Source organism: Proteiniphilum propionicum, from assembly GCF_022267555.1.
In the GTDB taxonomy this organism is placed as follows: Bacteria; Bacteroidota; Bacteroidia; order Bacteroidales; family Dysgonomonadaceae; genus Proteiniphilum; species Proteiniphilum propionicum.
This window is the reverse complement of sequence record NZ_CP073586.1, coordinates 3,096,183-3,108,132: the sequence shown is the minus strand read 5'-3', so window position 1 is coordinate 3,108,132 and position 11,950 is coordinate 3,096,183. Positions and strand designations below refer to the sequence as shown.

General features: G+C 39.7%; 11 protein-coding genes. 10 read left to right on the top strand and 1 reads right to left on the bottom strand.

The window, feature by feature from the left end:
- Positions 1-7 precede the first annotated feature (7 nt).
- On the top strand, positions 8-1,564 hold the full coding sequence (locus KDN43_RS12915) for an OmpP1/FadL family transporter (RefSeq protein ID WP_238866724.1): 1,557 nt from the start codon (positions 8-10) through the stop codon (positions 1,562-1,564).
- Positions 1,565-1,680: 116 nt separating this feature from the next.
- Positions 1,681-2,517, top strand: coding sequence for a 3-methyl-2-oxobutanoate hydroxymethyltransferase (gene panB / locus KDN43_RS12910; RefSeq protein WP_238866722.1), 837 nt, complete (start codon positions 1,681-1,683; stop codon positions 2,515-2,517).
- Between the two features lie 140 nt (positions 2,518-2,657).
- Here panB and KDN43_RS12905 read toward each other — a convergent pair whose 3' ends face one another.
- Entirely contained in the window at positions 2,658-3,122 is a 465-nt protein-coding gene (locus KDN43_RS12905) for a type I restriction enzyme HsdR N-terminal domain-containing protein (protein ID WP_238866720.1), read from the bottom strand.
- A gap of 77 nt (positions 3,123-3,199) precedes the next feature.
- On the opposite strand from KDN43_RS12905, the gene KDN43_RS12900 reads away from it, so the two are divergent.
- From KDN43_RS12900 to ung, 8 genes are all read left to right on the top strand, one after another.
- Entirely contained in the window at positions 3,200-3,976 is a 777-nt protein-coding gene (locus KDN43_RS12900; RefSeq protein ID WP_238866718.1) for an AMP nucleosidase, read from the top strand.
- Between the two features lie 40 nt (positions 3,977-4,016).
- Positions 4,017-5,042, top strand: a complete 1,026-nt coding sequence (gene holA, locus KDN43_RS12895; protein ID WP_238866715.1) for a DNA polymerase III subunit delta — start codon at positions 4,017-4,019, stop codon at positions 5,040-5,042.
- Between the two features lie 1,131 nt (positions 5,043-6,173).
- Complete coding sequence (locus KDN43_RS12890; RefSeq protein ID WP_238866713.1) at positions 6,174-6,629, top strand: helix-turn-helix domain-containing protein; 456 nt, start codon at positions 6,174-6,176, stop codon at positions 6,627-6,629.
- Between the two features lie 174 nt (positions 6,630-6,803).
- Positions 6,804-8,210, top strand: a complete 1,407-nt coding sequence (locus tag KDN43_RS12885) for an APC family permease (protein WP_238866712.1) — start codon at positions 6,804-6,806, stop codon at positions 8,208-8,210.
- 112 nt (positions 8,211-8,322) lie between these two features.
- Positions 8,323-9,096 carry a dihydroorotate dehydrogenase electron transfer subunit gene (locus tag KDN43_RS12880; RefSeq protein WP_238866711.1) on the top strand — a complete coding sequence of 258 codons (774 nt, stop codon included), beginning with the start codon at positions 8,323-8,325 and terminating at the stop codon, positions 9,094-9,096.
- Positions 9,084-9,998, top strand: a complete 915-nt coding sequence (locus tag KDN43_RS12875; protein ID WP_238866709.1) for a dihydroorotate dehydrogenase — start codon at positions 9,084-9,086, stop codon at positions 9,996-9,998. The genes KDN43_RS12880 and KDN43_RS12875 overlap by 13 nt, the downstream gene beginning before the upstream one ends.
- Positions 9,999-10,133: 135 nt before the next feature.
- Positions 10,134-11,171: an aspartate--ammonia ligase gene (asnA, locus tag KDN43_RS12870; protein WP_238866707.1), complete on the top strand. Its 1,038-nt coding sequence runs from the start codon at positions 10,134-10,136 to the stop codon at positions 11,169-11,171.
- Positions 11,172-11,285: 114 nt separating this feature from the next.
- Positions 11,286-11,948 carry a uracil-DNA glycosylase gene (ung, locus tag KDN43_RS12865; protein WP_238866705.1) on the top strand — a complete coding sequence of 221 codons (663 nt, stop codon included), beginning with the start codon at positions 11,286-11,288 and terminating at the stop codon, positions 11,946-11,948.
- Positions 11,949-11,950 lie beyond the last annotated feature (2 nt).

The window sequence follows — 11,950 nt, the reverse complement described above, 5'->3', positions numbered from 1 at the left end:
AAATCGTATGAAAAAAATCACATATATATTTTTCTCACTACTCATTTTTTCGGCATCCCTGCTTGCACAGGGAGAGGTTGATGCACAAAGGTTCTCGCGCGAAGACCTGCACGGAACCGCACGTGCCATATCTATGGGAGGAGCGTTTGGTGCACTGGGAGGTGATCAGACAGCAATTTCCATCAACCCGGCAGGTATTGCAGTTTACCGCAGTTCGGAGGTAGTAGGGACGCTCAGTCTGTATAATGAGAAATCGACCGTTGGAAGTAACGATGCAAACAAAACCCATTTTAATTTCGACAATCTTGGGTTTGTGGGTTATTTCCCTTTAAGAAACGATGTGACACCTCTCATAAATTTTGGGTTTTCTTATAATAAGATGAAATCGTTCTATAAGAAAGTTACGGCTTTAGGAAGTCCAAACAGCACATTAATTGATTATATTGCTGACAGGAGCGCGGGAATTGATCCCGACAAATTAAAGATGGGTGATGAGCTGCCTGATCCGTTTGAAACACAAAACTGGTTATCTGTTCTGGGATATAACTCATACCTCATAGATCCAGTGAATGACGGAGCCTATTACGATCCCGTAAATACAAAGGGTGAGAGGGCCCTCAACGAGATCAGAACATCTGAGAGCGGCTATATTGATAATTATGATTTCACTGTTGGTACCACCATCAATTATGTTCTGAACATCGGTTTGTCACTCTCTGTTAAAGATGTATACTACAGGCTTGTTTCCGATTATCTGGAAGATTTTAAAGATGGCGGATATACTTTAACAAACTGGCTGAAGACAAGTGGAGCGGGAGTAAGTGCCAAATTAGGTTTAATTTACAGGCCCTCAAATACATTGAGACTTGGGCTTGCATACCATACACCCACATGGTATGCACTTACTGAAACATATAGCGCTCAGATTGATGATGATATGGGAGCTTATATTTCAGATCCGAATTATAAACCCGATGTAACATATTCAGCTATTTTTTCCAACAATTATGATATGAAGACTCCTGGAAAATGGGTAGCAGGAATTGCAGCCGTTTTGGATAACAGATTCATAGTTAGCATGGATTATGAACTTGTTGATTATAGTAAGATGAAGTTGATTGTTCCATCCAACTCTTCGGTTTCATCAAGCTGGTATGATATCGATAATGAATATATCTCGGTCGATTTCAGGCCTGCGTCAACTGTTAAGGCAGGAATGGAATATCGCTTTACTCCTCAATTCTCAGGCAGATTGGGATATGCATGGATGCAGAATCCTTACAAGGCCGAATTCAGGAATAGTGGCGATGCTGCTGTTGCCGGCTCTAACACCATTTACAGGATGGAGGGCGATGCGAACTATTTTACCGGCGGTTTCGGATATCGTTTCAACAGAAACTTCTTCCTCGATCTGGCACTTGTTTACAAGACCCAGAATGACGACCTCTACCCGTTTCCGAACCTTTATACGGAAAATAGGGAGGAACTTGTGATTGACGCAACTCCCTTTACCTTAAAAAATAACTCTTTCAGAGGGTTGGTAACATTAGGGTATAAGTTTTAAATAATTGAATCTCTTTAAACTGATGGCCGGGATAAAATCCCGGCTTTTTTTTACCTTTTTCGGTAAAAAAAGGTACCTTTGCACCATTGGAAATCAATATTTAAAATTCAGATCAGATGTCAGAAGAACAAAAAGGTTATCTCTCTGCCAGTGGAAAGAGAAAAGTAACTACACATCGCCTTCTGGAGATGAAGCAGAGGGGAGAAAAAATATCAATGCTCACGGCGTATGACTACTCTATGGCTTCAGTAATAGACTTTGCTGGAATTGATGTGATTCTTGTAGGCGACTCAGCATCTAATGTTATGGTTGGAAACACTACCACACTTCCTATTACGGTAGACCAGATGATATATCACGGTAAATCTGTGATGAATGCAGTAAAACGTGCCATGGTGGTAATAGATATGCCTTTCGGAAGTTATCAGGGAAACCCGTATGAGGCTGTCTCCAACGCTGTTAAAATAATGAAGGAGACTCAGGCCGATTGCCTTAAACTGGAAGGAGGCAAGGAGATTATTGAGGCGGTAAAGGGCATATTGAATGCTGGAATACCAATTATGGGACACCTGGGACTTATGCCCCAATCAATAAATAAATACGGGACTTATGCAGTGCGTGCACAGGATGATGATGAGGCCAGAAAGCTCATAGAGGATGCACTTCTTCTTCAGGAAGCAGGTTGTTGCTCGCTTGTTCTGGAAAAGATACCTGCCGAATTGGCAAAAAGGGTGGCGTCTGAACTCACTATCCCTGTAATTGGTATTGGCGCCGGTCAGCACGTTGATGGTCAGGTTTTGGTGATGCACGATATGCTAGGGCTAAACAAGGGCTTTTCACCGCGTTTCCTGCGCCGTTATGCCAATCTGTTTGGTGATATAACCACAGCTGTGCAAAAATACATAAACGACGTTAAATCATCAGATTTCCCTTCGGAAGATGAGAGTTATTGATTTTTATCGTTGATCTATATCAAGCTTGAATCAGCTAAACAACTGTTTTTAATTTCATAGAGTATTACACCATTTAGGTGTACTGCTGAGGTGATGTTGTAATTTGCAAAATAAATTCATGAAGACGTTATAATTCTTTTTCAAATATTATAACTTATAAGATCTTTGTAGCCAGGTATTTCCATAAGGTACCTGTAGGCTCGGTTTTCATAATCAATCAGGCAACAGTAATGTCTCATTCCATTGGAAACAACAATATAGGGCACCCTCAACACACTGCTGTATCGTGCAGCCTGATCGAACACCTCCCGGGTGATGGTTGTTTCAGGCTCTTTATACTCCACAATCATCAACGGCTTAAGATTGTTATTATAAATTACAGTATCGCATCGTAGCGTGAGTGAATTAAGTTTTATTGCAGTTTCGTTTGCAATGAGCGAAGCAGGATAGTTTTTCTCAGTGATCAGATAATGTACAAAGTGTTGGCGTACCCATTCCTCGGGAGTAAGTGCCACATATTTCCTACGCAGGGGATCGAATATCTGATGTCCGTTGTTGATTTTTCGGATTTTAGCATCAAATGATGGTAAATTTAATTCGTACATTTGTATCTTTGTTTAACTAACCGGTCCATATGATTTAATCATTACGGTTTCATATAAAACAAAATTACCGCTTTTTTATGAGAACAAAACAAGAAATTGTGGAGAATTGGCTCCCAAGATATACTAAACGGCCGTTGAACGAATTCACGAAATTTATTCTTCTGACCAATTTTCAGAAATATGTGGAGATTTTTGCTCGCTATTTCGATGTACCCATTGTGGGAGCAGATGCCAATATGCCTAACGCGTCGGCAAACGGGATTACCATCATTAATTTTGGTATGGGTAGTGCTAATGCAGCCACTGTTATGGATCTGCTTAGTGCAATAGCACCTACGGCTGTTTTGTTTCTGGGGAAATGCGGTGGATTGAAATTGAGGAGCGACCTGGGTGATTACATCCTGCCCATTGCTGCAATCCGTGGTGAGGGAACATCGAACGACTATTTTCCTCCGGAAGTACCATCACTGCCTGCATTTAGCCTGCTTAGGGCAGTTTCGTCAAATGTGCGTGATTTTAACCGCGATTACTGGACAGGTACTGTTTATACCACCAACCGCCGTGTATGGGAGTATGATGAGGAGTTTAAAAACTATCTGCGGCAAATACGGGCCATGGCGGTAGATATGGAGACTGCAACACTATTTACATGTGGTTTCGCCAATCATATTTCCACAGGAGCACTTCTGCTTGTGTCTGATCAACCTCTTATTTCAACAGGTGTGAAGACAGAAAAAAGCGATCAGCTGATAACGGAGCAATTCGTTGAAGAGCATGTTAAGATAGGAATAAAATCGCTTTCTTCTATTATGAACAAAGGATCCACTATCAAACACTTACGTTTCGACTGGTAACCTGCATCAGGTAATTTTTATTATTATTATTATTATTATTATGGCTATATCTGTCAAATCCTCTTATGATTCTATACGCAACGATATTCTGAAACGTAATTTCAGTCCTGTTTATCTGTTTATGGGTGAGGAGTCCTATTTTATAGATGAGCTGACAGAGTTGTTGTCTGAAACTGTTCTTACTGAAACGGAAAAGGACTTTAATATGCTTACCTTTTACGGCGTTGACTCTGATGTAAATAATATCATTGCCACTGCACGCCGTTTTCCTATGATGGCAGAACATCAGCTCATTATTGTGAAGGAGGCACAGAACCTGGAAAGGTTTGAGCTCCTGGAGGTTTATGCAAAAAACCCTATGCCCACCACCGTACTTGTGATTAACTACAAACATGGTACGGTTGACAGGCGAAAGTCTGTGGCCAAGAGCATTGAAAAGGCAGGTGTTGTATTTGAATCGAAGAAGCTATATGAAAACCAGATACCGGCTTTTGTCACTTCCTATCTAAGGGAGAAGGATATCACAATTGATGAAAAATCGGCCCAGATGCTTGCCGGCTATGCAGGTAACGATATTAGCAAACTTATTCCGCAGCTCCAGAAGCTGGAGGTTTCGTTGCCAGAAGGATCAAGTCGTATTACAGCGGATCTGATAGAAAAGAATGTTGGTATCAGCAAGGACTATAATAATTTCGAATTGCTGAATGCCATTATCGAAAAAAACAAACTTGTTGCCAACAGGATTATGGATTATTTCGGCAAAAATCAGAAGGATAACCCAATGATGGCAACGGTGGCTGTTCTATTCAATTATTTCAGTAACCTGCTTGAGTGCTTTTGGCTTCCACAGAAAAATGAACAGAGTATCATGAATGCTCTAAATATAAAGTCACTCTATATTGTTCGTCGCGATTATATTCCCGGATTACGAAATTACAACGCTAACAAAGTAATGGAGATTATCTCTCTTCTAAGAACCTATGATGCACGTTCCAAAGGGATAGACAACGTGTCGGCATCGCAGAGCGAGTTGATGAAAGAACTAGTATATAAAATCATGCATTGACAGATATCTCACATCGGAGATTCTCCAAAATGGGTCAGGGGTGATACTTGACAGTTGTAAAAACAATATATGAGTCCTCTCCGTAAACTTCAAAACCCAATTTTATCGGTTTACAACTTATTGAAAATCAATGACCATCTTGTGAAATTTTCAAGAAAAAAGACTTATTGGAGGAGACTCATATATAAAACAACTAACTGAAAAACTTCAGGGGATCTGCTTCCCTCATCTTTTTAACCACTATTCCTGATTTTTAAATTCTACTTTATTTATATAGCTGGCGGGTATAGATCGTATAACTCCGCCAGGTGACTGGGCAATTTATGCTGCGCCAAGAGCGGCGATTAGTGTATAGATCTCATAACTCCGCCAGGTGACTATTTGCATTTAGTTGAAATAGAAGAAAACATATACTCATTTGGATTATGTCTCGACGCGCAAATGTTTAGCTTTTGCATAACATTTTTGTTTAGACATTACAATATTTGTCAAATTTTTGGCTCGATTTTAAATCGCTGAGAGTAACGAATTTTCAACATATGTATATCTATGTCAGATTTATGGGATTCTCAGAGAAAACAGATTTGTTAACACTGCAATCAGCATTATTTTTATTACAAATGTGTAAAAAGTAAGCCGGGACAGTTGGAACAAATGTAAATAAAGGAATGCAATACATATGTTACACGTCATGAAGGTTTACACTTTTACTTTAGTTACATTTCTATATTCAGCGATTTAACACTACCATATACCATTCTTTTATTTATATATATAGGTATAGATGAATATATTAGTGCGATTTATTGAATGTTTGGATCAGGTTTTATAATAGATGGAAGCACTGTTTGCAGATATGATGTTAAATAATTGATTAAATTTATATTTAATGAACATTATATCAGCTTTATACGGCAAATATATAAATATAATATTTATATATTTATAGGTGGATTTTAATCAGGGTACAAATGTATCTATACAAATGTAAATCAGTTCGCAAACAATTGTAATTTACAAATATAAACACGTCCTATTTTCATTTGTAAATATTTTATTATACATTTGTGGCGTTACTTTTGTAATAAAATCATGCTGCTATATATCGTGTAACATTTAAAAGGCCTGTTTATGAAAGATCGAATCAAACTTATCATGGAAAAAGAGAACCTGACTCCGGCGAAATTTGCTGACAAGTTACAAATCAACAGGGCAATTATTTCTCACATATTAAACGGAAGAAATAATCCAAGTCTTGATGTGGTTACCAAAATATTGAGCGAGATAAACTGCATAAATCCCGAATGGTTGATTAATGGAACGGGAAAAATGTATAAAGATGGTTATAAATCTGAATTAATTTCCAAAGATCCTGATTTATTCAATCAGGTTGAAATAAAACCTGATAAAGTACCTGAGATAGTTGAAAAACCTAAGGATTTTGAGTTAAAACATGCTGTAAATTACCATCAGATATCTGAAAACAAGCATGTTGAACAGGTCAAAATGATTGATAAAAAAGTTACCCGGATAATTATTTACTACAGCGATAATACTTTTGAGACCTTAACTCCTGACCGGGTGTGATTGCAGGCTATTCTTTTTTAATATAAATACGCGCGACTTTCAAATGGGGCTATAAATATGATAAACAATCGAAAACCATGCTTGCAAGGTATATTGAATGTTTATATCTTTGGATTGACGGTACTAAATATTATTTAATAACCGTAAATATGTGTATATCGTTAATAATGCTGCATGATGAAAGTAAAGAGGCCGGGTACACAATCGTGTTTAACTTCAAGTGAGGTGAACTTTATAAACGAAACGGAGAGCCGGTCAATGGCAGCTCCGGGACCATCGTTGCGACTTATTGATGCTATCGTATTTATTATAGGCATAGTGATTGGTGCCGGGATTTTTAGAACACCGTCAGTGGTTGCGGCCAACACCCCTGACACTTTTTGGTTTTTGGTATTGTGGGTTATTGGAGGAATAATTTCGCTTTTAGGTGCGTTTTGTTACTCTGAACTGAGTTCTACCTTCCCTAATGCAGGCGGAGACTACAATTTTTTAAAATTGGCTTTCGGGGAAAAATTTTCTTTCCTTTTTGCCTGGTCACGTATCACTATAACACAAACTGGTTCCATTGCTATTCTAGCCTTTATTGCCGGTGATTATTTGTCCCAGCTGCTCCCTTTGGGCGTTTTCTCATCAGCTTTTTATGCAGCTGTAATCGTTATTACACTTACATTGATAAATGTATTGGGAATTAAGTTTGGTGTGGGAATGCAAAAGATTATGATTCTTTTGCAGTTTATTGGCATTTTAATAATTGTGCTGGCAGGATTATTTATAGAATCATCCGTTACAATGGAAATTCCGGGAGGCCACCCGGAAATAAGCAGGTTATCAGGCTCATCAATCAGCTTGGCGCTTATATTTGTATTATTAACGTTCGGTGGCTGGAATGAAGCTGCATATATCACCTCCGAGTTGAAGACCGGCAGTCGTAATATTGCACTGGGACTGATTATCAGCATTTTTATTATCACATTGATATATATTCTTATCAACCTGGCATTTCTGAATGTGCTGGGACTTGAAGGCGTGGCTGCTTCAGAAGCTGCAGGGGTTGATATGATGAGGGCCACACTTGGTGAAAAGGGTGTTGTAATGATAGGTGTATTAGTCTCACTCTCTGCACTAACTTCATTGAATACAACCATTTTTACCGGTGCGAGAACAAACTACGCGTTTGGAAAGGATTTTGAAACGATTGCTTTTCTGGGAAAATGGAACAGTGAGAAATCTGCGCCTGTAAATTCACTTCTATTACAGGGTTTTATATCTATTTTACTTATCACATTTGGAGCTTTTACCCGCAATGGTTTTGAGTCTATGGTTGAATTTACTGCTCCTGTATTTTGGTTTTTCTTTTTGTCTACCGGGTTGAGTTTGTTTGTATTGAGGAGAAAAAAGCCTTTTGTAACACGACCGTTTAAAGTGCCGGCATATCCTGTAACACCAATTCTGTTTGTATGCTTTTGCGGTTACATGCTTTATTCAAGCCTCTCATTTACAGGAACAGGCTCACTGATGGGAGTCGCCCTGCTATTGATAGGTTGGTTAATTTCACCCCTATTTATGTCTTCACACCAGTGATCTTGGTATGAATGTCCGGGTAAACAGAATGAAATCGATTATTGGATTCAACGTTGTGAAAATAAAAATTAAGATGTACTTTTGTATTCTCAGATTAAATAGCTGAAATAGTATGAAAGTGCTCGATTTTACTGTTCGCTCCAATATAGCATTAAACAACAGAAATCATTTGATCAAGATTTCGCCGGCTAACGAAGAAATATTACCGGAAATGTTCCCTGGCCAGTTCGTTCAGATTCTGGTCGATAGTTCACCACGAGTCTTTTTAAGGAGGCCGATATCAATCAACCTGGTAGATATTGAAAAGAACGAGATTTGGCTTCTTATACAAAAAGCAGGTGAGGGAACAGGGAAGATATGTGAAACGAAACCAGGCGGAACCATAAACATGATATACCCTTTGGGAAACTCATTTACCATGCCCTTGAAGAAAGGGCAATATCTGCTTGTAGGTGGAGGGGTAGGTACGGCACCACTGCTTTTTTTAGGTAAAAAAATGAAAGAAAATGGATTTAAACCATCTTTTTTACTGGGAGGTCGTACAGAAAAAGATATTTTGCAGAGAGCAGATTTTGAACGTTATGGCACAGTTTACTTTACAACTGAAGATGGTTCACTGGGAGAGAAAGGATTTGTAACCAGTCACTCACTGTTGCAGGAGAAGCAGTATGATTTTATCTACACCTGCGGTCCCAAGCCAATGATGATGGCAGTTGCACGATATGCGCACGATAAAGGCATAGGATGCGAAGCTTCACTTGAGAATCTTATGGCATGCGGATTTGGAGCTTGTCTATGCTGCATTGAAAAAACTATAAAAGGAAACGTATGTGCCTGCACAGAAGGGCCTGTTTTTAACATAAAAGAACTCACATGGCTAGATTAGAGGTACAAATAGGAGATTTAAAGCTTAAAAATCCGGTAATGACTGCTTCCGGTACGTTTGGTTATGGTACGGAATATGCCGATTTTATTGATTTGGGGCGGCTTGGAGGAATCTTCGTGAAAGGAACAACACTTGAGCCCCGTGAGGGTAATGATTACCCCAGAATGGCCGAAACTTCATCGGGCATGCTCAATTCGGTAGGGCTTCAGAATAAAGGTGTGGACTATTTTGTTGAACATCTTTATCCGGTTATCAAGGAGTACAATACCCATATGATCGTTAACGTATCGGGTTCGTCTATTGAAGATTATGTGGCTTGTGCGGAGAAGCTCGCCGATCTGGAAAAGATGCCTGCCATCGAGCTGAATATCTCCTGCCCCAACGTGAAAGAGGGAGGTATGGCGTTTGGCACATCATGTGTTTCAGCAGCACACGTAACCAGGGAGGTACGTAAGGTATTTCCTAAAACGCTGATAGTTAAGTTGTCGCCTAACGTTACCGATATATCCGGGATTGCCCGTTCGGTAGAAGATGAAGGTGCCGATGCAGTGTCGCTGGTTAACACTTTTCTTGGAATGGCTATTGATATAGAGAGCAGAAAACCCAAGCTTTCTACAGTCACTGGGGGATTATCAGGCCCGTGCATCAAACCAATTGCGTTGCGTATGGTGTGGGAGGTTTTTAATGCAGTAAAAATTCCCATTATCGGCATTGGGGGGATCAGTAACTGGCAGGATGCTATTGAATTCATACTTGCCGGTGCTGTTGCGGTGCAAATAGGGACATACAATTTCATCGATCCTGCAGTATCGGTGAAAGTTGTGGAAGGTATCAATAACTATCTCGACAGGCACAATATCTCCTCCATAAAAGAGTTAGTGGGAAAAATGATTGTAAATTAGATGATTTTGATAATATTTGTTTTTAATTTAGCCTTAAAACTATCATTATGCACTTTTTAAAAGGTTTTTATTTGACAAAATGAATAAAAACTTTATCTTTGTACTTTCAAAATTGTAACTCACGGTAAATTAAATATGTCAAAATTGCAAATTCCTAAGGATTACAAACCGCTCCTGAACCTGAAACAGACAGAGTTGGGAATAAAGAATATTAAAGATTTTTTCCAGGTCAATCTGGCTTCAGAACTGCGTTTGCGCCGGGTAACAGCTCCTCTTTTCGTGGAAAGCGGTACAGGTATAAACGATGACCTGAACGGTGTGGAGCGGCCTGTACGTTTTCCTATAAAGGATATGGGCGACAAGAGCGCTGAGATAGTGCACTCTCTTGCAAAATGGAAACGGTTAACCCTTGCCGAATATGAAATTGAAGAGGGGTTCGGTATCTATACCGATATGAATGCTATCCGTGCCGATGAAGAACTCGATAACCTGCACTCGCTCTATGTTGATCAATGGGATTGGGAGCTTGTAATAAATGAAAAGGACCGGACTGTGGATTTTCTGAAACAGATAGTCAGGCGTATATATGCTGCAATGCTACGTACTGAATACCTTGTTTATGAGCTGTTTCCTGCAATCAAACCGCAGCTTCCTGCTCGGATCACCTTTATCAACGCCGAAGAGTTGCTACAGAAGTATCCCGAAATGGATGTTAAGCAAAGAGAGGACGCTATCACACAGGAGTATGGTGCCGTATTTGTGATTGGAATAGGAGCACCGCTGTCCAATGGTGAGCCTCATGACGGGCGGGCACCTGATTACGACGACTGGAGCACTTTAAATGCAGAAGGTTATCCCGGGCTCAATGGCGATCTGCTGGTATGGAATCCGGTTCTGGAGAAAGCTGTTGAATTATCTTCAATGGGTATCCGTGTTGATTCCAGATCGCTGAAGCAGCAGCTGAAGCTGTGTGGCAAAGAAGATCGTCTTTCGTTATATTTTCACAAAAGACTTATTAACAATGAGCTCCCACTCTCTATAGGAGGCGGAATCGGGCAATCTCGCTTGTGTATGTACTATCTTCGCAAAGCACATATCGGTGAAATACAGGCTAGCTTATGGCCACATGAAATGAGGAAAGAAGCGATGCAAAAGGGTGTTTTTCTTATTTAGCTGAACTTTCTGATTTACCCAAGGAATGCTTGAGTATGTTGTAATTATCAGATTATGATTATGCTGAACTCTTGTTCGATGGATAATTTTAGAAACTTAAATCATGAATAAAGTATGGATGTGAAATTGGAACAGAGCTGGAAGTATCAGCTCGATAAGGAATTTAAAAAACCTTATTTCAAGAAACTTACAGATTTTGTTAAGCATGAATATTCAAACAAAACAATTTATCCTCCCGCAAAATTGATTTTCAACGCTTTTGACAGTTGTCCTTTCAACGAAGTGAAAGTGGTAATTGTTGGACAAGATCCCTATCATGAACCGGGTCAGGCTCACGGTTTATGCTTTTCTGTGAACAATGGGGTGCAAATACCTCCGTCACTTATAAATATATATAAAGAGATAGAGAGCGACCTGGGAAAACCTGTTCCCCGTTCAGGAAACCTGGAACGATGGGCAAAGCAGGGGGTACTTCTGCTGAATGCAACCCTAACGGTTCAGGCACATCGTGCCGGATCGCATCAGGGAAAAGGGTGGGAAGAGTTCACCGATGCAGTAATCAGGCATTTAGCTGAAGACCGTGATCACCTGGTATTCATTCTCTGGGGTGCCTATGCGCAAAGAAAAGGTGCTACAATTGATGCGAACAGACATTTAATTTTAAAATCACCACATCCTTCGCCGCTTTCTGCTCACCGGGGATTCTTTGGTAATAAACATTTCAGCAAGGCAAATGATTACCTCCAAGCTCACGGAAAAAAACCTGTCGACTGGTGATA

What these genes read in the sequence shown, in the direction of transcription:
- KDN43_RS12915 (WP_238866724.1), top strand. Translation starts at nt 8, where the DNA reads ATGAAAAAAATCACATATATATTTTTCTCACTACTCATTTTTTCGGCA.
- ung (WP_238866705.1), top strand. Translation starts at nt 11,286, where the DNA reads ATGGATGTGAAATTGGAACAGAGCTGGAAGTATCAGCTCGATAAGGAA.
- KDN43_RS12900 (WP_238866718.1), top strand. Translation starts at nt 3,200, where the DNA reads ATGAGAACAAAACAAGAAATTGTGGAGAATTGGCTCCCAAGATATACT.
- KDN43_RS12875 (WP_238866709.1), top strand. Translation starts at nt 9,084, where the DNA reads ATGGCTAGATTAGAGGTACAAATAGGAGATTTAAAGCTTAAAAATCCG.
- panB (WP_238866722.1), top strand. Translation starts at nt 1,681, where the DNA reads ATGTCAGAAGAACAAAAAGGTTATCTCTCTGCCAGTGGAAAGAGAAAA.
- holA (WP_238866715.1), top strand. Translation starts at nt 4,017, where the DNA reads ATGGCTATATCTGTCAAATCCTCTTATGATTCTATACGCAACGATATT.
- KDN43_RS12905 (WP_238866720.1), bottom strand. Translation starts at nt 3,122, where the DNA reads ATGTACGAATTAAATTTACCATCATTTGATGCTAAAATCCGAAAAATC.
- KDN43_RS12885 (WP_238866712.1), top strand. Translation starts at nt 6,804, where the DNA reads ATGATGAAAGTAAAGAGGCCGGGTACACAATCGTGTTTAACTTCAAGT.
- asnA (WP_238866707.1), top strand. Translation starts at nt 10,134, where the DNA reads ATGTCAAAATTGCAAATTCCTAAGGATTACAAACCGCTCCTGAACCTG.
- KDN43_RS12880 (WP_238866711.1), top strand. Translation starts at nt 8,323, where the DNA reads ATGAAAGTGCTCGATTTTACTGTTCGCTCCAATATAGCATTAAACAAC.
- KDN43_RS12890 (WP_238866713.1), top strand. Translation starts at nt 6,174, where the DNA reads ATGAAAGATCGAATCAAACTTATCATGGAAAAAGAGAACCTGACTCCG.